Origin of the sequence: Lentisphaera marina (assembly GCF_028745505.1) — a bacterium.
Taxonomy (GTDB): domain Bacteria; phylum Verrucomicrobiota; class Lentisphaeria; order Lentisphaerales; family Lentisphaeraceae; genus Lentisphaera; species Lentisphaera marina.
The window spans coordinates 954,827-978,164 of sequence record NZ_JAQZZL010000002.1; the positions used below are offsets into that span (position 1 = coordinate 954,827).

The window sequence follows — 23,338 nt, forward strand, 5'->3', positions numbered from 1 at the left end:
GAGTTTTTATGAGGTTTAAGTTTTTATCTATTTTATGCTTTGTGTGTTTTTTGAGTTCATATGCTCAGGATGATCGATCAAAAATGAACACAGAAGATTTTATGAGCTTAGCTAGGAAGGCTTTGATTGGTGAGTCGTGGATCAAGATGCAGGGCAATATTAATACTCGACCAAAAGAGGGGAAGAGAGCTAGGTATCCTTTTACTTTAGTTGCCCTGATGCGAAAAGAGAGTTTGGTGGTCAAGACTAAATTGAAAGATGATGTGATGAAAGTTGCGTACAGCTTTGGTGATGTCCATGAGACTAAGGAGTTGGAGTCGAAAGGGAAGGAATTGTACAATCTACTGCAATTACGGCCTGGGGATTTTAGTTTGTCATTTATGTATTGGGACTTGATGAAAGAATATGAAGTTGACCATCTTGGTTTAGCTCGAATTAAATGTCGTGTATTTTTGTTAGCGGACCCTGATAATGATGAGTACGCCAAAGTTTGGATTTCAGAAAAATATTTAGGCCCAGTTAAAGTTATGTGGAAGACGGGGAGTTTAAATTTTGATAAACCTGATAGGCTTTTACAATTCGAGGGCTTTACCAAAAAAAATAACCGCTCAATGCCTAAAGAAGCGTACCTAAAAAATGCTTTTGGAGATATGCAGATAAAGTTTAATGAGCACGATGGCGATTATGGAGTGGAGTATCCTAAAGGTTTATTCGTTTTTTAAGTGATTTAAGTTCAAAAAAACTTTTATTGCTGTTTGTGGTAAAGTAGAGTATAGGCCTACGATTAATAGGATAGGTACAGTTTATTCAATGGAAAATGAAGCTAATAATCTAGTCGAAAAACTTAAGGCTTTGAAAAAGGGGCAAGACCTAGAAGATAGAGGTCTATTAGAAATAGGTGGAATGGGAGAAGTTCATCGCAAATATGATATTCCATTAAATCGTGATATAGCTTACAAAGTTATGCTAGATAAGATAGCTAAAGATGACGAAAGGATTCTGCAGTTTATTGAAGAAGCTAGGATTACAGGTCGACTAGAGCACCCCAATATTGTTCCTGTTCACAGTTTGGGTGTGGATGAAGAGGGCAAAGTTTTCTTTACAATGAAGTATGTTCAAGGTGACTCTCTCTCGGATGTTATTAAGCTCTTGTCGAGTGGAGAAGAGGAGTTCCTAAGCTTTTATAGCCAATTCACTCTACTTACGATATTTCGAAAAGTTTGCGATGCGGTGTCTTTCGCTCATTTTAACGGCGTGGTTCACCGTGATATAAAGCCTGAAAACATTATGGTAGGTTCCTTTGGTGAAGTTTTACTGATGGATTGGGGTTTAGCTAAATATTTAGGTGACGAAGAACGTGAGTATGATGAGGAGGACGGCGAGACACCGTACCATCCCACAAATACTTCGCTTACAATGGATGGTATTATTAAAGGTAGCCCAGGTTACATGTCACCAGAACAGGCTCGTGGTGATATTGATGATGTTGATCAGCTTTCGGATATATTTCTCTTAGGTGCAACCCTATATCATTTGTTTACTCATAGGCAGCCATTTAAAGGTTCTAGTTTAACTGATACCATTGAGCGGTCTGAGCTTAACAAATTAACACCAGTGGTTGATCTTTCATTAGAAAAGCAAATTCCAGTAGAGTTGTGTGAGATTATTGAAAAGGCTATGGCCTCTAAAAAAGATGAGCGTTTCCAGACTGTAGAAGAGTTTTCCACCGCTTTAGATGGCTTTATGTCTGGTCAAATTATTTCTAATAATAAAGAATATAAAAAGGGGCAGGTTATCGTTAAACATGGCGAGTTAGGTAACGATGCTTATTTGATTGTGGAGGGAGAAGTAGAAGTTTATAAACGAATAAACGGCAAAAAACATATCCTTACACATTTAGGTCCAGGTGATGTATTTGGAGAAATGGCTCTTATTACAGAGGAGACACGTTCGGCTACAGTGAGTACAACAACTAAGACAAAATGTATAAAAATTTCCAATGACTGCCTTTTACGCCAAATAGAGAAACTACCTCCGTGGTTTCAGGGGATGATGAGTTCTTTATTTAAGCGCTTGCGTCAGATGGATGATATAGCGCATCCAATGATAGTTGCAGATTGTACTTTTGAAGTCATCATGCAGGTTCGTTTGTTGATGGCTGTTTATGGGAGTTTGGATGCTGATGGGCATATAAGTATGCCGATGCAGGAGTTGATAAGTGAAGTTTCCAATAATTTAAAAATTCCTAAGAAAAGAATCCGTCCTGTTTTAGCAGGCTTGGTTGAAATGGGGTTAGCCGAAGATAATAACGCAACACGTTTGTCAATTACAAGTTGGACGCTGTTTTGTGACTTTGTCGATTACACGAAGAATGCACCTAGTATGGCTCGCACGTCAACGACGATTATAAGTTCATTGAATATAAATAGAACTTATACAGATGGGAAAAGTTTGGTGCATAGGAATTTACGTTTGTGGCCGAATGAAGCTATTCCTTCCTTTGGGAAATTACAGAGGATAAAAGAAGAATTTAGTGAAGGTGATATCAAAGACTTTCGTATTCACTTCGGTAAAAAGCTACAAGAACTGAAAAATTATTCGCTATACTCCGAATCTCTGCAGAATGCTCAAGGAAAAAAGCATAGAACAAAGGCTTTTAACCCAAGTGAACCGCCAAAAATACTGGATGCATTTAAGGATGCATGATGAGAGTAAGTATGGAAATTTCATACAGGGTATAAAGGATAAAGATTTATTTAGACAAGCTAAAGTCTATTATCATACTCACGATGCGGAGTACGATTATGAAGGAAAGAGGATAATAAATTTTTCCTCGAATAGTTATTTGGGTATGCATTTAGATCAGCAGCTTATTCAAGCTTCTGTAGAAGCTACTCAGCGTTATGGTGTGTCGTCTACGGCATCTCGCTTAGTTTGTGGAACTTTACCTTTACATGCTGATCTAGAGGCTGCTATTTGCGATTGGAAGGGGGCTGAAGCCTCTATTGTGTTTAATAGTGGCTTTCAAGCAAATGTAGGTTTATTGCAGGCTCTAGCGGATTCAGGAACTATGATTTTTGTTGATCGCCTAGTTCATGCATCTATTATTGATGGTGTTCGTTTGTCAGGTGCGAAGTTTCAGCGCTTTAAGCATAATGATATGAGCTCCTTGAATGACTTGTTGAAACGTTATGAGTCGGTGGAGAATAAAATCATTGTTTCAGAAACGGTCTTTAGTATGGATGGTGATATGGCGCCGGTGGATGATTTGATAGGTCTTTCCAAGCAATATAAAGCTTTTTTATATCTAGATGATGCTCATGGTGCGGGTGTCTATGGAGAGGCTGGTTGTGGACCTACAGGTAAGTGGGCAAAAGATGTCGACTTGTTATTAGGGACTTTCTCAAAAGCTTTTGGCAGCTTTGGCGCATATGCATGTATGAGTAAGAGTATAAAAGACTATTTACTCAATACTTGTCGTTCTTATATTTTTTCTACGGCTCTGCCGCCAGGAGTTGTTGCGGCAAATTTGAAAGCGGTGGAGTTGATGTGTACTAAAGAGTATGAGGCAAAGCGTAAATACGTCATGGATATGTCTAGAAAGCTTAGGTGTTCATTAGAAGCCAAAGCTTATAAGCTTGTGGATGGAGATGGCCCGATTGTTGCGATTATCATGGGAGAGGAAAAACTTGCTTTGGAGAAGTCTAAAAACTTATTGGATAAAGGTTTTTTAGTGCCGGCAATTAGACCTCCAACAGTGCCGAAAGGAACGGCTCGACTACGCTTGACTTTGTCAAGTCTTCACACAGAAGAGCAGGTAGTAGCCTTGCTAGATGTGTTGTGATAATCTGCTAAGATTTCACTGTACCGCTAAGGGAATATTCCTCGCTCTGTATAAACTTCATCAATGTTTTTTAAGGCTCGTATATAGGCCGCTTCTCTTTTACTGACATTGAGTTCGATACTTAGGTCGTGAACTATATGATAGGCTTGAGTTATTTTGTCATGGAGTTTTTCTAAGACGTGGTGCTCGTGCCAGTAATCATTTGAGCGGTTTTGCAGCCATTCAAAATAGGAGACGATAACGCCACCTGAGTTAGCAAGTATGTCTGGTATGACAGCAATACCCCTTTCTTCTAAAATGGCATCTGCTTTGTTGTTGATAGGGCCATTTGCGCCTTCAGCAATAAGTTCAACCTGGGCCATACGAGCTTCTTCTTCACCGATTTGGTTTTCTAGAGCGGCGGGAATCATGACATCAGCTTTCATGGAAAAGAAATCTTCGCGACTTAGTAATTCTTGACCCATGAAGTCTTCCAGGCTTCCTTTGTTTTGAATGTGTTCAGTGAGCTGACGTATGGGGATGCCGTCTTTCATGTAGAGTGTGCCGGCACAGTCATTTACAGCAATGACTTTGGCGCCTAGGGAATCGAGTCTTTTGGCGGCCCATGAGCCAACCTTGCCAAATCCCTGAATGATGAAGGTTTTTTGGCTTAAATCATAATTGTGTTGTTTGGCCCATTCTTCAATACACATGACGACACCGTAGCCCGTGGCTTGTGCGCGCCCTTTTGTGCCGCCGACTTTAACAGACTTGCCAGTGACTACGCCTTTTAAGCATTGTCTTTCGAGTGAACCAGAAGTGTTGAGGTAGGTGTCCATCATCCAGTTCATCGTCTGAGCACTCGTACCCATGTCGGGTGCGGGTATATCAAAGTTTGGTCCTATGTTATTTCCCAAAGCATGAACGAATCGTCGGGTGATTCTTTCCATTTCACTTTCGGAGTGATCTTTTGGATTGAATTTCACACCGCCTTTGGCACCACCAAAAGGTAGGTCCGCCAAAGAACATTTTAGGGTCATTAGCATTGCGAGACCCTTTACTTCGTCTAAATTCACTTGTGGATGAAAGCGAAAGCCTCCTTTGTAGGGTCCCAAGATATTATTGTGCTGAATACGGTAGCCTTTAAAAAGTTTCATTTCACCGGAGTCCATACGAACGGGGAAATTGACAATGAGTTCATTTTTAGGTTGTTTTAAAATGGTGTGTATGGTTTTGCCAATATCAGCTGTTTTGCAGGCTTCGTTGAAAATGTTAATGACGTTTTTGAATAGTTTATCCAAGGTGATCTCCCTTTTGTTTTTCTTATTCTACAGCATCGAGCTCGGCAAAGGAATAGGAAAGAGGGCTTTAAGTTAAAAAATAATTTCATTTTTTGTACTTTGTGTCATAAATTAACTACATTAGAAACCTAAGCAGGAGTTTATTATGTCCTTTTCTCAAACGAAAGAAATTATCCGGCAATGTCGAAGAGAGCATCTCGAGATGTCAGATACTATGGAAGAATTAGAAGAAATTTTTGTTAAACCAAAAACTCAAGCGATTAGTCATTTTTGCGCACGTCAGCAAAAGCATATTGCAAATTACTTAAAATGTTTCTTAGATTCGTCTCCGCAAGCCGTTTTGAATTCATGGTTTCAAAACACGCCGGATATGGGGAAGCCCCTAACTTTACTTGATGATTTGCCAGAAGATTTAAAGAGTTCAGATTTTGAAAAAGTAATTCATAAAATTTCTAAGGTGTTTGAGTTGAGATATGAGGCTTACTCAAAAATCTCTGAACTCGCCAAAACTAAAGAGCTCTTTACTCAGTTATCCGGTATCAATCATCACGCTTCGGAGCAATTTCACTGGTCTTTGATGGAGAATAGAGACTTATAATATGACTTACTTTAAGTAGGGGCTTGTTTTCTAAAAATCAGGCTTGTATTATATTGAACGTCCGTTACTATAGCACGCTTATTTCCGCACAGAACGTGAGGGGTGAAATATGCTATTGTATTTTACAAGTAAACATTAACAAATTTAAGTATCCGGGAAATTGCAGATGGATTCAAAAAGCGACGCCATTCGTAATTATATGCATAATATTAGTGATTATTCACTAGTAACAAAAGAAGAAGAGGTCGATTTAGCGGCTGATATTAAGTTAGGTAGTGATAAAGCACGTGAAAAGCTAATCGTTTCCAATCTTCGACTTGTTGTGAAAATTGCACATGATTTCAAAGGACTCGGCTTGCCCTTATCTGACCTTATTTCAGAAGGCAATATTGGATTGATGCGTGCGGTTGAAAAATTCGACCCCGCTAAAGGTGCAAAATTTTCTTCTTATGCAGCGTGGTGGATTAAACAGTCCATGCGCCGTGGTTTGGCTAATCAGAGCCGTACAATTCGTATTCCTGTCCAGTCGGCAGGTAAAATAAACAAGATTCGAAATGCTCGCATTGAATTGAAAGAAAAGCTCATGCGTGAGCCTACTGATCAAGAGATTGCAACCTATTTAGAGTTTTCAAAGAGAACAGTTTCAGGTCTCAGTACTGTTGGTGGATCAACTATTTCACTCCAAGCCAAACTACAAGATGGTGAAGATGGTGAAATTCAAGATATTGTAGCCGACAAAGCTTCTCAGACCGCTTCAGATATCATTGGTGAAGCAGAATCAATAAACTCCATGATGAAGTTTATTGTCTACTTAACTGATCGTGAAAAATTGGTATTAGAATTACGCTTTGGTTTATTGTCAGGTCGTCCAAAAACTTTGGAAGAAGTAAGTCAAGCTATTGGTAGAACACGTGAGCGTGTTCGTCAGATTCAAAACCAAGCGCTCAAGAAACTCAGAGAAAGAATGCAGCGTGAAAGTCTGCTTAATTAAGTAGAATATATGAAGCACTTATCATTTATTGGTACTGGCAAAATGGCCAGTGCTATTGCAAAAGGTATATGCCTTAATGGTGTATTGACTAGCGATCAAATTATTGGTACAGCACCAGATGAAAGTCGCAATGACTTTCACAAGTTAACAGATATACCTGTTAGTGAAAACAACTCAGATGCTATGAACTCACGAATGGTTGTTCTCGCGTTTAAGCCTCAAATGGCTGAGCAAATTTGTCGTTCTTTACAGCCAATGGTGAAAGATCAATACTTCGTATCTATTTGTGCAGGTATAACCTTAGAGAATCTACAAGAATGGTTGGGTAGTGATAAAGTGACTCGAACCATGCCTAATACACCTTTGTGTGTATCTAAAGGTGCGGTCGCGTACTGTTCAGCTGATGGCGTTAATAATGAAGATTTTGATTTATTGACAAAATATTTTGAATGTTCGGGTATTTTAGCTCAAGTTGCAGAAGAAGACATCAATACAATTACTGCACTGAGTGGAAGTGGACCTGCTTATGTATTTGAAATGATTGATACTTTTGCGCAATCCGCAAAAGAAAGTGGTTTGACTGATGAAGTTGCCTTGGCTTTTACGATTCAGACTTTTTTAGGAGCATCACAAATGCTCAGCGATAAATTGGGGAGTCCGGAAGAGTTACGCAATGCGGTGACATCTCCAAATGGAACGACTTATGCCGCCTTAGAGAATTTCAAAAAAAATAATTTGAGACAAGTTCTTAGAGATGGCTTTCAAGCGGCAAAAGATAGAGGCGACGAATTAAGTCGCGGTATAAAATAAATTTATTAGTGTATCAATTTTAGGGTAGATTAAACATGATTATTTGTGGATTAGATATTGGCGGAACAAAAGTTGAAGCCGCATTTTTTGAAGTTGTCAAAGAAACTCAAGATAATGACCATTGGCAAGAAATTCAGATTGCTGGAGAAGTTCTCTTTTTAAGAAACAGAGGTTCTAGAAGAATCCCTACAGAGAGAAGCAAAGGCTACCAAATTGTCATTGAAAATATCTCTAACCTTATAAAAGATCTATCCAAAGAGTTGACAATTTCCCTAGAAGAAATCAAAGGCATAGGCATAGGCCTACCTGGTTCTGTTGATCCCAAAAGAAAAGCAATGTCCAATGGTAATACGCGCATCTTTTTGGATAAGAATTTAGAAAATGACTTACAGATTTTACTTAAGTTGCCCATTCCAGTTGAAGTAAGCAATGACGCTAACTGCTTTGCTTTAGCAGAAGTGCTTGCAGGCGCAGGTATAAGCTTTGCAAAAGATAGTGGTAAACCAGTTAAGAAACAAAATGGCTTAGGGCTTATCCTCGGTACTGGTTTAGGTGGTGGTTGCATTATCAACGGCCAGTTAGTGGCAGGAGCATCTGGTTCAGCCTTCGAAGTTGGACATATGGCATTAGAGTTAGATGGTGGTTTACCTTGTCACTGTGGTGTAGCAGGTTGCGCTGAGCAGTATTTATCAGGTACGGCAATTGAAGCTGCATATTCTTCAAGAATGTATTCTCAAATTGCTGAACGCCCTGATGCGCGCAAGATCTTCGAAATGGCCGAAGCACAAGAACCTATGGCACAAGCTATAATTAAGCAATACAAGAAACGTTTAGCTAAATTCCTTGCGAATTTAACAAATATTATGGATCCCGACTATTTTGTTTTAGGCGGAGGTGTATCTTTACAGAGTACTGTTTATGAAGGTCTTGAAGAAGAAATGAGACGCTATATTTATAGTCCTGTTGCAAAGCCAAAAGTTTATTGTCACCAGTTAGGTGATTCAGCAGGTGTATTAGGAGCGGCTTTACTAGCATTAATATAAGAGGGGATTGTACATGAGTGCCGAGCAAATTAAAGCAGCTTGTCCATCTTGTGAAAACAGGATGTTTTTTGATTATAATAAAGCTTTAACTCAGCAGTCATGCTCCTCCTGTAATTACACTTTTACAGTACCAAAGTCTTTTGGCTCTTATGTTTTACAAGTTATAAAAGCCAATGACGAATTTTCAGACACTTATAATGCCCTAAATAAAGACGGGAAACTTTGCCGACTAAGAGTATTTAACAGTTTAGTTAGCGACTCTCTGCATGCTCAGCAAGCATTAAAGCTTAGTGTTCAAAAACAACAATTAGTTGAAAGTGATCATTTGCTTAAAATCCAAGATTCCTTTGAACATGAAAATCAGTTCTGTATTGAATACGACTTTATTAAAACAAGCCTTAAGGGGTACAGACAAAAAGAATCACTAAGCTTAGATAAATGTTTTGAAATTAGCTTAAAACTCATTCGAGCTTATAAAGATTTAGCTGATAAAGATCTGAATGCGGCCAACTTAAAGCCAAGTACGATAGCTTATCTCAATGAAAATATTTTATTTTATGATGTCGAAACTTCTTGGCCAGCTGCGCTAGAACTTTCCAAAAAAGATTTAGGATTCAATCCTATTAACAATGCTCAATATGTTGCTCCAGAGGTAATAACTGAACGTAAGGTCTCAGTAAATTCAGATATATATTCATTGGGATGTATTATTTACGAAATATTTTCATCGCATGCACCTTTTTATAAAATGCAGACGACGAATGAACTTTTAGAGGCGCATAAAAATATAAAACCTGAATCACTTAGAGATTCTAATAATCGAGTGCCAGAAAGTTTGGATCGCTTGATACTCTCTATGTTGGAAAAGAATCCAGAACACCGCCCCAAATTAGATGATTTAATAAAAGACTTTGAACGTGTCGACTTAAATCCCAGTAAAGAAATATTAAAAGAATTCGCGCCAAGTCCTAGCGATACTTTAGTTCCTAAAAAAACTGAAGAAATTGACCTGAGTTTATTAGCATCAGAGAGAAGTTTACATCCCCCGAGCTCAGTGACTCCAATGGAAGAAGATCAGGACAAAGTATATGGAATTGATCCAAATGATGAAGGTAATTTAGGCGATGAAAATTTGGAGCCCAAGAGTTTTCCAATAAGTGCAGTGTTTATTATCATTATGATAATACTTGTTCTTATTATGGCTTATTTCATGAAGAGTAGTTCTGATAGCAATACAGATGATCGAGAAAGCCTTTCTCATAACTTAGTGGATGCGTATGAAAATCATCGAAGCGCTTGAAGAAGTTTTACAAAATGAGCAACGTTTAGGTGATAAAAATTTTGAACTTTCTCACGATCAACTAAATGACTTCTTTTATTATGTGAATGAAACTCCGATTGAATTCCCTAATGCAAATCAGCCTGTCGTTGAAGCACATAAAAGCGAAGAAGAAACAAAAACACTAAGTCAACACAGCACTCCACCAGTTCTCCTTGAAAAACTAGAAGTGAAAGAACCGAAAGAAACTCCCATTCGTAAGCTTCCAGTACAAAAACCAGAAGAGGAATTTAGCCCAGAAGCAACTCCTCAGCCACAAGTTGATTTAAGTGGTTTAACATTGAGTGAGTTAAGAAAAACGGCTGTGTCCTGTAACAAGTGTACTGTGTCATTTAATGATGAGCACGAAGATAAGCAGGCTAAGGTAATGTTTGTTTTGGACTCCTCTCTAATAAAGGGAGAATTACAAGACCCTTTTGATGGTCCCTCTGGTGAGTTCTTCAAGAAAATGTTATTGGCCATGAAACTTAATCTAGAGAATGTTTATGTTGCTAAAATTCATCGCTGTCCACGTTCAAGCGATTTAAAAGAGCAAGTTGCAGCAATTTTACAGCAAATGAAAAATGTGAAGCCTCAATCATGTGTCGTATGTAGCCCGAGTATTATTAGAGAGATCTCTGATTTCGAGAGTATTAATCAATGCCGTGGTAAGTGGTTGGAGTGGGATGGCATAAAAATCATGCCAACCTATTCGCCAGCATTTTTAATGCGTTCAGAGAACGTTTACGGTAAAGTTAAAAAGAAAGAAGCTTGGTCAGATTTACAATTAGTGATGCACGACCTAGAGAATTAATACTTAAAAACTGGATTTTACCCTCATTCATACACTATATTATTCTGTAAAAGTACAGAGGAGTATGGAATGAAATTAGCCAAAACGTGGTCAATTGCTTTAAATGGCATAGAACCCTTTCGTGTTGAAGTCGAAGTCAGTACAAATGATGCCGCAGGGAGTGACAATTTTTTAAGTATTGTAGGAGTTCCCGATACAACTGTACGGGAGAGTAGAGAGCGGGTTAGATCAGCCATTAATGCGTCGGGTTTTCACTTTCCCATGGGATCTACCACAATTTCATTAGCACCTGCAGGAATAAAAAAATCTGGCTCTGCACTAGACCTCCCCATTGCCATGGCATTAATAGCGAGCTGTGATGAAAATTTTCCACTTGAAGCGCTCAATGAGACGGTATTTATCGGCGAGTTGGGCTTAGATGGTCATATACGCTCTGTGAAAGGCGCATTGGCCATGGCGCTTTATGCACGTGAGTTGGATTATAAGCAAATTTATATAGCTGAAGATAATGCTAAAGAAGCTGCTATCGCCGAAGGTGTGAAAGTCATTCCAGTCAAGAACCTATCGCAAGTTTATCAATCTTTACAAGGAACAATAAACCTATCACCAGTTCAAACGAATTTAGAGGCTTTATTTTCTCAAGAACAAAATCATTCACTAGTCGACTTTGCCTATATCAAGGGGCAAACTGCTTTGCGCCGAGGTTTAGAGATAGCCGCCTGTGGAAGTCATAACTTATTAATGATTGGTCCACCTGGTTGCGGAAAAACTCTAATGGCACGATCTTTTCCGACAATTCTGCCAAAACTAAGTTTAGAGGAAGCTCTTAAAGTCACACAGATTCATTCAATTGCAGGAACATTAGAAGCAGGACAATCGTTAATAACACAAAGACCGTATAGGTCACCACATCACACAATATCTGAAGCGGGCTTATTAGGTGGTTCATCTAATCCGAGACCAGGAGAAGTGAGTCTCGCACATCGAGGAGTACTGTTCTTAGATGAGCTGCCTGAGTATAAACGAAGTACTTTGGAAGTTCTCCGTCAACCTATGGAATCAGGAGATGTGGAAATTTCTCGAGCCAATGGTTCATGTCGTTTTCCAGCTGATTTTACTCTGATTTCTGCGATGAATCCATGCCCCTGTGGATTTTTTGGCTCATCACAGAAAGAGTGTCGTTGCACTTCAATGCAGATCCAAAGATATAGAAATAAAATTTCCGGGCCACTTCTTGATCGCATCGATTTACATTTGGAAGTGAATCCACTAAGTCAGGAAGAGCTTATGAAGAAGGCGGAAGGCGAGAGCTCTGCCTCGATTCGTGAGAGAGTGGAGCAGGCGAGAGAACTTCAGCATAAGCGTTTTGGTGATAGTCGTACAAATGCGAGTCTCAACGCCAAAGAACTCCAAGAGCTCTGTGAATTAGATTCTGGAAGTCGAGAACTTCTGCAGAATGCAATATCTAGTCTCGATTTATCAGCAAGAGCTTACGACCGTATTTTGCGAGTGTCGCGAACCATCGCCGATTTAGAAGCAAGCGAAGCTATCCAAGCCGAGCACATTGCCGAAGCCATCCAATACCGTAGTTTAGACCGCAAACTATGGTGAGCTTGGTTATTTTATCCTTTCATCAATTGATTTGTCATTCTATTTGTAAGTAAAGGCAATCAAAACGATAATAGAGTTATGAATAATTAATGATAAGCGAGATACATAGATGCAGGTAATGATTATCGGTGGGTCAGGCTGTGTGGGTGAAGAAACTGCTAAAGCTTTGTTGAAACGGCAGAAGTGTAAAGTTATTGCAGTTTCACGAGGTAAGTCAGCACATAAAGTAATTGAGGGAGTGATTTATGAGCAGGGGGATATTTTAGATAAAGATTCAATTTTGCGATTACTGCATAAGTATGAAGTGACGCATGTCTTACATACGGCGGCATTGCGAACTTCGCAATGTAAAACTGATCCAGTGCAAGCAGTAAGAGTGAATATTAATGGCACGGCAAATGTCTTGGAAGCCGTACGTGAATACGGCAAGTTAGAGCATTTTGTTTTTATCAGTACTGCGGCAGTTTATAAAGTGCCGAGTGACGGAAGCTTTCCAGATGAGAGTTCTCCTACTGAAGCTCTCAACCTCTACACTTCAACGAAACTTGCCGGCGAAGAACTCTGTGAATCATACGCCCATAGTTACGGAATTAAATGCACTGTGCTGAGACCGCAAATTATATATGGTCCCAGTAGAGGAGAAGAGGGCTCGACAGCTGGTTTGAGTATAGCTATGAAGGAAGCTAAAGCAGGGAACGCCTACACAATTCCCTTTAGTGGTCAATATGCTTTTACTTACAGTGGAGATGTAGGAAAGTTTTGCAAAGAAGTGATATCTAATAAACCTGTGAATGATTATGAACTCTATAATCTACCGGGTGAGAGTTTAGAAATTAGTGAAATTGTAAAGCAAATTAATCTTAAATGCGGTCGAGACTTAATTAGCTCTAAGGAAATAATTTATCCCTTCGCTAAAGGGGTTTCATCGAATAAGTTTTTTGAAATGTTTACACAATGTCGACTCAGTCATTTTGAAGATCTTTTGACCCAAAATTATAGGTAGCGAAAAAGGTATTTACTAAGCACATCATGAGGATTTGTGATAAAAACAACATTTTCTGCCGAAAATGCACAAGAATAAAGCTATAGGCATGAGCATGGTGTATATACTTTCAATGAATGAATTTTCTAGGATTTTAAATGAATCGTTTTTTAATACTTATCTTCGCTCTCATCACCTGTGTACACGCTAAAGAGATTAATTTTAATCAGGATATACGACCGATTCTCTCGGATCGTTGTTTTCATTGTCATGGTCCCGATAAACATGATCGTAAGAAAAAGCTTCGTCTCGATATAGCAGAGGGAGATGATGGGGCTTATCGAGTTCGTAGGGGGAAGCACGGTATCTTACCAGGTGATCTTGAAAAGAGTACTGTTTGGCAGCGCATCATTACTGATGACGAAGACGATATTATGCCACCTATTGATTCTCATAAAAAGCCTTTGAACGACAAAGAGAAAGCCCTTATTAAGCAGTGGATTGAAGAGGGCGCGAAATATGAAGATTTTTGGGCTTTTGTCCCAGCAAAGAAAGTTCAACCGAAGGTAAGTAATAAAAATTGGGGTAATGGAGAAATTGATCAATATATTTTATCCATTTTAGAAAAGAATCAGCATAGCCCTTCTGAAGAAGCTGATAAAAGAACTTTAATCCGTCGCCTAAGTTTTGATTTGACTGGTTTACCTCCAACAAGAGAAGAAATAAAACAGTTTCTTAGTGACTCCAGTGATAAAGCTTATGAGAACTTAGTTGATCGCCTGATTGCCAAGCCACAATATGGTGAACATATGACCAAATATTGGCTAGATTTAGTTCGCTTTGCCGATACAAATGGTCGCCACCACGATCACTACCGCGATATGACTCCTTATCGTGATTGGGTGATTAAATCTTTCAATGAAAATTTGCCCTATGATGATTTCATTCGTTACCAAGTGGCGGGTGATCTTTACGAAAAGCCGACACAAGATCAGTTAGTCGCTTCGGGCTTCAATCGCCTCCATTTAATTATTGATAAAGGTACAGCGCCACCAGAAGAAAGTTTGACACGCAATGTAATTGATCGAGTGACGGCAGTGGGCACGGCTTTTATGGGCTTAACAGTTCAATGTGCAGTCTGTCATGATCATAAATATGATCCCATTACTCAAAAAGATTTCTTTTCGCTGTATGCCTTTTTTAATAACTTTGATGGTGGAGCTGAAACTGGAGGTCGAAAGGGCGGGGACTTTAAAAAAGGTCTTCAGAAACCCTATATTTACTTAAAAGATGAAAGTGTGGGTGCAGCGGCTGAAATTAATCCCTACTGGATTTGGAAACAGGCCAAAGTTAAGACTGAAAAAGCCAACTTTAAAAAGCTTTTTAAACTCAAATCAAAACCCAAAAAAGCTTTGCTTCAAGCTACTTGTGACAATGATTTCAGCCTGAAGATTAATGGTCAGCAAGTTGCTCATTCGAAGGAATGGCATAAGCCTGTTAAAAAAGATGTTGCCTCCTATCTCAAAGAGGGTGAGAATGAGATTATTGTGGAAGCGGGGAACGTCGGAGGCTTAGGTGGTTTTATTATGCTTTTACGTGGTGAAAACTTTCATGTTATTAGTGATGATTCTTGGTTGGCACAGACTCCTGGTGCTGATTGGCATTCTGCAGTACAATTGCATCCCCATGGTGTAGATCCTTGGAAGTCAGTAATTGAAACTGTACCCGAAGATAATCGTCGAGCTGCAATGATAATGAAAGAACGCAAAGATATTCGTCCAGCTCATATATTGCTCAGGGGTGAGTATGATAAATTAGGTGAAGTGGTAGAACGCAATACACCAGGTTTTTTACCGCCCTTGAAAAAGCAAGGTGACATTGCCTCGAGAATGGATCTAGCGAATTGGTTGGTGAATGATCATCCCTTAACAGCTCGCATTGCAGTCAATCGTTTTTGGCAACAGCTCTTTGGAGTTGGTTTAGTGAAGACTTCAGAAGACTTTGGTGCGCAAGGAGAAGTCCCCAGTCATCCCAAATTACTCGATTATTTAACAGTGTCTTTCGAAGAATCGTCTTGGGATGTGAAAGCCTTAATGAAAAAAATAGTTTTATCAAAAACGTATCGCCAATCATCGAAGGCGAGTCAAGAAGAATTTAAGAGTGACGCAGAGAACCGACTCTTAGCACGTGGTTCGCGTTTCCGTATGGATTCAGAAATGATTCGCGATCAAATTTTGTTTAATAGTGGTTTGCTATCGAATAAGATGTACGGACGAAGTGTAAAGCCAGCTCAACCTGATGGCTTATGGAAAGCCGTAACAATGCCATATTCTTATCCCAAGACTTATACAGCCGATACTGGGGAAGCAACTCGTCGAAGAAGTGTTTACACTTTTTGGAAACGTGGTATGCCACCGCCCCAGATGAGTATTATGAATGCACCAGAACGCGAAGCCTGTATTGCTAGAAGAGAAAGAACTAATACTCCCTTGCAAGCCTTATTATTAATGAATGAACCTGAATTCTTTAAGATGCAGGGACTCTTAGCACAAAAGCTTTTAGCGGATACTCAATTAAGTGATTCAGAACGTATTCAAAAAATTTATGAGCAATTAACATCACAGTTGCTCAGTGAGTATCGAGAAAAAATCCTATTAGACTTACTCAATACGTTAAAAGCTAAATACAAAAAAATGCCTAAAGAAGCGAAAGAAACTTGTTTATCGCTTGGTATTAATAGTGCCTCAAATGAGGTCGATTTAGCTTCTTGGGCAATGCTGGTTAATACGCTGTATAGCTTAGATACAATGAAAACGAGAGAATAGAGAGATGACTATGTTTAAACAAAAATTATCACGCCGCAATTTTCTCAAACAGAGTGCATTGGGTTTAGGTGCTACCTCATTTGGTGGGTTTAATTCACAATTATTAGCTGGTGCGCAATTGGGTACTCATCATAAAGCTAAAGCTAAGAGGGTTATTTTTCTCTTTATGGCGGGTGGCCAAAGTCAGTTGGATTTATTTGACTACAAGCCTCAACTTAATAAACTTTTTAATACCAAACTTCCTCCTTCAGTCAGTAATGGGCAAAGAGTTACTCAGATGACCAAGGGGAAGGAACAGCTGATTCAGCCATCTAAATTCAAGTTTTCACAGCATGGACAATCGGGAACATGGATGAGTGAGTTATTGCCACACTTATCAAAACAAGTTGATGATATGTGTATTATTAAATCAATGCATACCAAATCAATTAATCACGACCCAGGCAAGACAATGTTCTGTACGGGTGACGAAATGCCAGGGAAACCCAGTATGGGCTCTTGGCTTAGTCATGGTTTACCATCAATGAATAAAGATTTACCTGGTTTTATCGTCATGCCTTCAGCTTTTTGGTCAGGCGGCACAGGAAATGTACAGGCACTCTATAGTCGCTTGTGGGGTAATGGCTTTCTACCTTCAAAATACCAAGGAACCGCTTTGCAAGCAGCCGGTGACCCTGTACTATTTTTATCAAACCCTAAGGGAGTTAGTCCCGAAATCCGTCGTGCATCACTGGATAGCCTATCGAAGTTGAATGATAATGACTATAGAATCATCGGCGACCCAGAAATTCAAACGAGTATTGCCCAGCAAGAGTTAGCGTTTCGCATGCAATCGTCAGTGCCCGAACTAACCGATTTAAGCCACGAATCTAAAGCCACGATGGCACTCTATGGACCAGAAGTCGAAAAGCAGGGTTCTTTTGCTAGAAACTGCCTTTTAGCACGCCGTATGGCAGAAAGAGGAGTGCGATTCATTCAACTCTTCCACCGTGGATGGGATCACCATTCAGGTTTGCCAGGAAAAATTAAAGGTCAGTGTTATGATGTCGACCAAGCTTCAGCAGGACTCATCCAAGATCTCAAGCAGCGTGGTATGCTCGAAGATACACTTGTGGTCTCTGTGGGGGAATTTGGGCGTACGGTTTATGGGCAAGGAAAACTCAATCGCGATAATTATGGACGCGATCACCACCCGCGTTGTTTCTCTGCTTGGATGGCAGGTGGAGGAATAAAAGCAGGTTTAAGCTACGGACAAACTGATGACTTTTCCTACAACGTTGTAGAGAATCCTGTTTCTGTTGCAGACTTTCACGCCACCATGCTGTGGCAGCTGGGAATTGATCATACGCGTTTAACTGTTCCTTTTCAGGGCTTAGACCAAAAGTTGACTGGTGTTGATCCTTGCGATGTGATCAATAATATCATAGCATAAGTCATGAATTTAAATCACTTTCGATTGCTGCTGACACTACTGGTGTTTGGAATTTATATAAAGGCTAGTGAAAATCATAAAACTGTGGTTTTGACTTTTGATGATTCAGTCAAAAGTCATTATGATTTTGTTGCGCCTTTATTAAAAAAACATGGCTTTAATGCCACCTTTTTCATTACCGAGGGCTTCTCCTTTCACAAGCGCAAAGATCTCTATATGACCTGGAGTGAAATTAAAGAACTTCATGATCAAGGTTTTGAAATAGGCAATCATACTAAGGCTCATCGCAATGTTAAAAAACTTTCTTCTGAGCAATTGCGTTTATCTTTGTCTCATATCGAAGAGAAGTGTAAAAAACATGGGATACCCAAACCCATTTCATTTTGTTACCCTGGCTATGTTACTGATCCGAAAGCTTTGAAAGTCTTGCAGGAGATGAATTATAAGTTTGCCCGAGCGGGAGGGGATCGTGCCAGTCAAGTAGGAAAAGATAAACTATTGCTTTTACCCCAAGCCTTTGACGCCAAGCCCCACTGTACTTTAGAACAATTCAAAAAAGCCGTCGATCAAGCTGATGAAAAACACATCCCGATTTTAACCTTTCATGGTGTGCCGGATATTGAGCACCCTTGGGTGAATACTGAGCCCGAGCTTTTTAAGAAATACATGAAATATCTTAAGGATAATAAGTTTAAAGTGATAAGCTTGCGAGAGTACCCCGCAGCACAATAAGCTTTTAGAGCTTATGATATTGTGAGCGATATTGACTCGGACTCATATCTTTAAGTCGTTTAAAATTCTTTGTGAAGTGGCTATGATCAAAAAAGCCGCAATCGTAGGCTATTGATGATAGGGTATCGTTAGTTTGAATCAAAAGTTCACAGGCTTTATCAATACGCATTTTATTAATGAATTTTAGAGGCGTGATATTCATGGTTCTTTTAAAACTTCGCTCAAATTGACTTAGAGATAAATTTGCGAGATCCGCAAGTTCTTGAATTTCGATTTGGCGGGTAATATTTTTTTTGACATAATTAAAAATAGGTGTGAATTTTTGATAGGGCGAGAGGAAACTTCCCGCTTGGTTGGAGTTGCGCATGATGCCCACTAAACCCATGCAGTTTTGATGAGAATCAAAGAGGGGGTATTTGCTAGATATATACCAGTCAACTCCACCCCGGCGATTATCAATGGCCCAAGTTCTATTATAAATAGGTTTTTCTGAATCAAATAACTCTCTATCTTCCCTAAGGAATAAGTCAGCTTGATTACGCTGAAAAAAATCGTAATCAGTTTTGCCTAAAACTTCACTTTCTGAGCTTAGATTTAGCTGTTTAAGAAGAGTTTTATTCATCATCGTGAATTTAAAATTGATATCTTTCGCAAAGGCAAAGATATCGGGTGAATTATCGAAGAAGTTCTGAATGAAATCATCCAGCTTAGCATGAGAGAAGAAGTTGTAGTCCATAAAAGCCCTTATATGCCGAAAATATACAAGTAAAAAATAGCTTTGTCCAAGTCCTTATTCATACAAGCCCTTTATTGATCTTATATTTTATCAAATTTAACAGGCTTAATATGAAAAGAATTTTATTGCTTCTTCTATTCACAAACTCAATATCAGCTGAGGTTAACTTTAACCGCGATGTACGCCCCATCTTGTCTAAGTACTGCTTTCATTGTCATGGACCCGATGAAGAGAGTCGTGAAAAGAAGTTGCGCCTAGATATAGCTGATGGCGAACTTGGAGCTTATCGCACGCGCAGGGGAAAAACGGCTATCAAACCAGGCGATGCTATGGCGAGTCATGTTTATTTACGTATGATCAGTGATGATGAAGATGACATCATGCCGCCACCAGATATTAAAAAGGAAATGAAGAAAGAGGAAATTGCTATAATCAAGCAGTGGATTGAGGAGGGTGCTGAATATCAAGGTCACTGGGCATTTCAAAAGCCCCAAAAACATTCTGCTCCTCAAGTAAAAAATGATAAGTGGCCGAAAAATCTGATTGATAGCTTCATTTTATCTGAGTTAGAAAAGAAAGATTTAAGTCCTGCGGATAAAGCGGATAAAAGAACTTTAATTAGACGCCTTTATTTGGATTTAACGGGCATGTCCCCAAGTCTTGAGGCCGTGAATGAATTCCTCAATGATAATTCATCGCAGGCTTATGAAAAATTAGTGGATAAGATTTTAGCCAGCCCAGCTCATGCCGAAAGATTGGCTCTCGACTGGTTGGATACGGCACGTTATGCCGACACAAATGGTTACTCCATTGATGATCACCGTGATATGTGGGCCTGGCGTGATTGGGTCATTAAAGCCTTTATTGATAATAAGCCTTACGACGAATTTATGACTGAGCAAGTCGCAGGTGATTTGTTGGTGAAGAAGCCCATTCATGAAATGCCAAAAACCTCGTGGATTTGGAAAAAGGAAGTTAAGCAAAACGAAAAAATTAATCTAAGGAAACGTTTTCATTTGGATAGCTTACCCAAAGAAGCCCACTTAGATGCGACCTGTGATGACAAGTTTACTATTATTCTAAACGGTAAAAAACTGGGTGGCTCAGATTTATGGAGCAAACCTTTATCCACAGATATCACCAAACACTTGAAGGAAGGTTGGAATGACATTTTAGTTCATGCAGAAAATGTGGCATCTTTAGGTGGTTTTGTCGCTGTTCTAAAAATCGATGATTATTATGTGGTGAGCGATAAATCATGGGATGTTCAATTTGATAATAAATCATGGGTTAAAGCGACGGAGCACAAAGCCTATGGCTCAACACCTTGGGCTACGGTTTTAAAGCTTGAGAAACAAGCTCAGTTGAGTGAAGAAGAAATTCAAAGAGTGGTCGCTACTGGTTTTTTACGCAATGGTATGAATACTCACGAAGGTGGTACTTTACCGGAAGAGTACATTACTTTTTATCACAATGATAAAGTCGATACTGTGTCTACAGCTTTTTTAGGCATGACGACTAAATGTGCTCAGTGTCATGACCACAAATTTGATCCCATTTCGCAAAAAGATTTTTACTCGATGTACGCGTTTTTTAACAACTCATCAGAAAGTGGTATGGGAGCAGGGCGAGGGGGGAATTCTAAGCCATTTATTCGAGTGAATTCATTACTTACTCCTAAGGACGAGATGCTTAAAAATTATAAGGAACGCATTAGTGAACTTAAAGAGCTTCAAGCTGAGATAAAAAAGCAAGAGAATTATTTGGGCTTTAAATCAATTAAGGGCGTAAAAAATATAGATAAAGAAATTCATGTCTTAGACGAACAGATTAAATCAGGAAAAACATCTGTCATGGTGATGGATTGGAGAGCTAAGAAAACCCATATCCGTATACGTGGCCAATATGACCAATTGGGTGAAGAAGTGAGTCCAGCTGCGCTAGGACAAATTCTTGCTTTTGATGATAAATACCCAAGCAATCGTTTAGGCCTAGCTCAATGGATCCTGGATAAAGAAAACCCCTTGACAGCACGCGTAGCGGTTAACCGTTATTGGCAGATGATTTTTGGCACGGGACTTGTCAAAACAAGTGAGGATTTCGGTTCTCAAGGTGAGTACCCCTCCCATTTGGAATTACTTGACGTGTTAGCCCTGGATTTTCGTGATAATAATTGGGATATACGTCGCCTCATTAAGAAAATTGTGATGTCCGCAACCTATCAGCAAATCTCAAAATATAATGCGAAAGCCGCAAAAATTGATCCTTATAATCGTCTTCATCACAGGGCACCAAGTTTCCGCCTGTCAGCTGAACTTGTAAGAGATAATGCTTTACAAATTTCGGGATTAATGAATCAGAAAGTAGGGGGGCCAAGTGTACACCCTGTTCAACCCTCGGGGCTTTGGGCCCAAGTAAGCCACTTCGGTCATGGTGGTGGCGGAGGTTTTAGTTCTCAAGCTTACTATGAAGGGAAGTCTTTACGACGTAGTATGTACACGGCCATCAAAAGAACGGCAGGCCATCCAGCGATGGCAGCTTTTGATGCTCCTAATAGAGAAGTTTGTACTGTGCGACGTCAACAAACGAATACGCCACTGCAGTCTTTAGTCATGCTCAATGACCCTCAGTTTATGGGGACGGCGCGATATTTAGCTAAACGCATGAAGCTAAAAACTCCTGTAGTAGATGAGCAACTAGCCTATGGATTTACCTTAAGTACAGGACGACCGCCAAGAGCGCAAGAAACAGCTTTATTATTACAGAACTATAAGCAGCAATTGAAATTTTATACTGAGCATAAAGAGGAGTTAGCTAAGTTAAAAAGTACTCAGGGTGACCCCGAGCATGGAGCTTTGATTATATCGGCTTCCATGATGATAAATCTCAGTGAAACAATGACGCGTAACTAAGGGTGAGCAATATGAAATTTAATCGTAGAAACTTTGTAAAAACTGGGGCCTTAGCTCTAGGTGCTCTAGGAAGTGAAAAAACTCTTTTAGCGGGGTCGAATAAGAACTCCTTGCCACACTTTGCACCTAAGGCGAAGTCAATCATTTACCTTTGTCAATCAGGTGGGCCTTCACACATTGATCTGTTTGATTACCACCCAGAAATGAAAAAACTCCACGGAACTGAGTTACCCGATTCAGTGAGAGGTGGGCAACGAGTCACGGGCATGACTGCAGGACAAAAGAATTTCCCTGTTTGCGCACCAATTAAAGAATTTAAACAGCACGGGCAATCGGGTACTTGGGTGAGTGAATTTTTACCTTATACTTCTAAAATTGTTGATGATATAACAGTGATTAAATCAATGCATACCGAGGCGATTAATCACGACCCTGGAATTACCTTTCTCAATACAGGATCACAAATTCCTGGAAGACCTAGCTTGGGAGCTTGGTTGAGTCATGGCTTGGGTAGTACTAATAAAAATATGCCGGCCTACAATATTCTCCTTTCTCAAGGGAATGGTAAGAAACCAGGACAACCGATTTTTTCTCGCCTATGGGGAAGTGGTTTTTTACCGTCGGTACACCAAGGAGTGCAATTGAGAAGTGCTGGAGATCCTATTTTGTATTTAAAAAATCCTGCAGGCGTGAGTCGTCCAAGTCGCCGGAATATGTTAGATTCTTTAAAATCATTAAATCATATGTATTATCAACAATCTCAGGATCCAGAAGTTCAAACGCGAATTGAACAGTATGAAATGGCTTATCGCATGCAGGAGTCAGCACCAGAAATTGCCGATATAAGTTCCGAACCTGAATCAACTTTTAAACTCTATGGAGAAGACGCTCGTAAGCCAGGGACCTATGCATACAATTGCCTTATGGCGCGTCGTATGATTGAGCGTGGTATCCGCATGGTACAACTCTTTCATCGCGGTTGGGATCAGCATGGTAGTTTGATGCCACATTTAACGGCTCAGTGCAAAGACACCGATCAGGCTTCGGCAGCCTTAGTGACGGATCTCAAACAACGTGGTTTATTAGATGAGACCATGGTTGTTTGGGGAGGAGAATTTGGTCGCAGTGTTTACTCACAGGGTAAGTTGGGTAATGGTCGGGACCACCACGGCAAGTGCTTTTCCATGTGGGTTGCCGGCGGAGGTTTCAAAGCTGGTTTATCTTATGGTCAAACAGATGAATATGCCTATAATATTGTTGAGGACGCAGTAAGCGTTAATGACCTCAACGCGACCATTTTGCATAATTTAGGTATTGATCATGAACGCTTTACTTATCCTTTCCAAGGCTTGGACAACAAACTAACTGGTGTTGATCATGCTTCAGTGATAGCGGATTTATTAAGTTAAG

General features: G+C 39.7%; 18 protein-coding genes. 16 read left to right on the top strand and 2 right to left on the bottom strand.

Annotated features, from left to right (window positions below; translation table 11 throughout):
• Positions 1 to 8: 8 nt before the first annotated feature.
• The 3 genes from PQO01_RS14925 (at position 9) to bioF (ending at position 3,844) form a co-directional block, all read left to right on the top strand.
• The gene (locus tag PQO01_RS14925; protein WP_274314884.1) at positions 9 to 722 is read left to right on the top strand and encodes a hypothetical protein; all 714 of its coding nucleotides are present in this window, start codon (positions 9 to 11) and stop codon (positions 720 to 722) included.
• 88 nt (positions 723 to 810) lie between these two features.
• Positions 811 to 2,706 carry a protein kinase domain-containing protein gene (locus tag PQO01_RS14930; RefSeq protein WP_274314885.1) on the top strand — a complete coding sequence of 632 codons (1,896 nt, stop codon included), beginning with the start codon at positions 811 to 813 and terminating at the stop codon, positions 2,704 to 2,706.
• Positions 2,666 to 3,844, top strand: coding sequence for an 8-amino-7-oxononanoate synthase (gene bioF, locus PQO01_RS14935; protein ID WP_274314886.1), 1,179 nt, complete (start codon positions 2,666 to 2,668; stop codon positions 3,842 to 3,844). The genes PQO01_RS14930 and bioF overlap by 41 nt, the downstream gene beginning before the upstream one ends.
• Before the next feature lie 26 nt (positions 3,845 to 3,870).
• Here the strand turns inward: bioF and PQO01_RS14940 are convergent, their stop codons facing one another.
• Positions 3,871 to 5,124, bottom strand: coding sequence for a Glu/Leu/Phe/Val family dehydrogenase (locus PQO01_RS14940; RefSeq protein WP_274314887.1), 1,254 nt, complete (start codon positions 5,122 to 5,124; stop codon positions 3,871 to 3,873).
• A gap of 145 nt (positions 5,125 to 5,269) precedes the next feature.
• Here PQO01_RS14940 and PQO01_RS14945 point away from each other — a divergent pair, with 145 nt between their 5' ends.
• The 11 genes from PQO01_RS14945 (at position 5,270) to PQO01_RS14995 (ending at position 18,280) form a co-directional block, all read left to right on the top strand.
• Positions 5,270 to 5,722: a hypothetical protein gene (locus tag PQO01_RS14945; protein ID WP_274314888.1), complete on the top strand. Its 453-nt coding sequence runs from the start codon at positions 5,270 to 5,272 to the stop codon at positions 5,720 to 5,722.
• Positions 5,723 to 5,888: 166 nt separating this feature from the next.
• A complete protein-coding gene (locus tag PQO01_RS14950) occupies positions 5,889 to 6,713 on the top strand; it encodes a sigma-70 family RNA polymerase sigma factor (RefSeq protein WP_007281108.1) in 825 nt (274 codons plus the stop codon).
• A gap of 9 nt (positions 6,714 to 6,722) precedes the next feature.
• A complete protein-coding gene (gene proC / locus PQO01_RS14955) occupies positions 6,723 to 7,523 on the top strand; it encodes a pyrroline-5-carboxylate reductase (RefSeq protein WP_274314889.1) in 801 nt (266 codons plus the stop codon).
• Positions 7,524 to 7,558: 35 nt separating this feature from the next.
• Positions 7,559 to 8,566 (top strand): ROK family protein, encoded by a 1,008-nt coding sequence (locus PQO01_RS14960; protein ID WP_274314890.1) that lies wholly within the window; start codon positions 7,559 to 7,561, stop codon positions 8,564 to 8,566.
• Between the two features lie 13 nt (positions 8,567 to 8,579).
• Positions 8,580 to 9,866: a protein kinase domain-containing protein gene (locus PQO01_RS14965; protein WP_274314891.1), complete on the top strand. Its 1,287-nt coding sequence runs from the start codon at positions 8,580 to 8,582 to the stop codon at positions 9,864 to 9,866.
• The gene (locus PQO01_RS14970) at positions 9,844 to 10,698 is read left to right on the top strand and encodes a uracil-DNA glycosylase family protein (protein ID WP_274314892.1); all 855 of its coding nucleotides are present in this window, start codon (positions 9,844 to 9,846) and stop codon (positions 10,696 to 10,698) included. Before PQO01_RS14965 ends, PQO01_RS14970 begins: the two co-directional genes overlap by 23 nt.
• Before the next feature lie 69 nt (positions 10,699 to 10,767).
• On the top strand, positions 10,768 to 12,309 hold the full coding sequence (locus PQO01_RS14975; protein ID WP_274314893.1) for a YifB family Mg chelatase-like AAA ATPase: 1,542 nt from the start codon (positions 10,768 to 10,770) through the stop codon (positions 12,307 to 12,309).
• 109 nt (positions 12,310 to 12,418) lie between these two features.
• The gene (locus PQO01_RS14980; RefSeq protein WP_274314894.1) at positions 12,419 to 13,312 is read left to right on the top strand and encodes an NAD-dependent epimerase/dehydratase family protein; all 894 of its coding nucleotides are present in this window, start codon (positions 12,419 to 12,421) and stop codon (positions 13,310 to 13,312) included.
• 137 nt (positions 13,313 to 13,449) lie between these two features.
• A complete protein-coding gene (locus PQO01_RS14985) occupies positions 13,450 to 16,116 on the top strand; it encodes a PSD1 and planctomycete cytochrome C domain-containing protein (RefSeq protein WP_274314895.1) in 2,667 nt (888 codons plus the stop codon).
• 10 nt (positions 16,117 to 16,126) lie between these two features.
• Positions 16,127 to 17,548 carry a DUF1501 domain-containing protein gene (locus PQO01_RS14990; protein WP_274314896.1) on the top strand — a complete coding sequence of 474 codons (1,422 nt, stop codon included), beginning with the start codon at positions 16,127 to 16,129 and terminating at the stop codon, positions 17,546 to 17,548.
• Positions 17,549 to 17,551: 3 nt separating this feature from the next.
• Complete coding sequence (locus PQO01_RS14995) at positions 17,552 to 18,280, top strand: polysaccharide deacetylase family protein (protein WP_274314897.1); 729 nt, start codon at positions 17,552 to 17,554, stop codon at positions 18,278 to 18,280.
• A 4-nt stretch (positions 18,281 to 18,284) separates the two neighbouring features.
• Here PQO01_RS14995 and PQO01_RS15000 read toward each other — a convergent pair whose 3' ends face one another.
• A complete protein-coding gene (locus PQO01_RS15000) occupies positions 18,285 to 19,016 on the bottom strand; it encodes an AraC family transcriptional regulator (protein WP_274314898.1) in 732 nt (243 codons plus the stop codon).
• Between the two features lie 110 nt (positions 19,017 to 19,126).
• Here PQO01_RS15000 and PQO01_RS15005 point away from each other — a divergent pair, with 110 nt between their 5' ends.
• Positions 19,127 to 21,928, top strand: coding sequence for a PSD1 and planctomycete cytochrome C domain-containing protein (locus PQO01_RS15005; RefSeq protein WP_274314899.1), 2,802 nt, complete (start codon positions 19,127 to 19,129; stop codon positions 21,926 to 21,928).
• Positions 21,929 to 21,939: 11 nt separating this feature from the next.
• Positions 21,940 to 23,337, top strand: a complete 1,398-nt coding sequence (locus PQO01_RS15010; protein ID WP_274314900.1) for a DUF1501 domain-containing protein — start codon at positions 21,940 to 21,942, stop codon at positions 23,335 to 23,337.
• Position 23,338 lies beyond the last annotated feature (1 nt).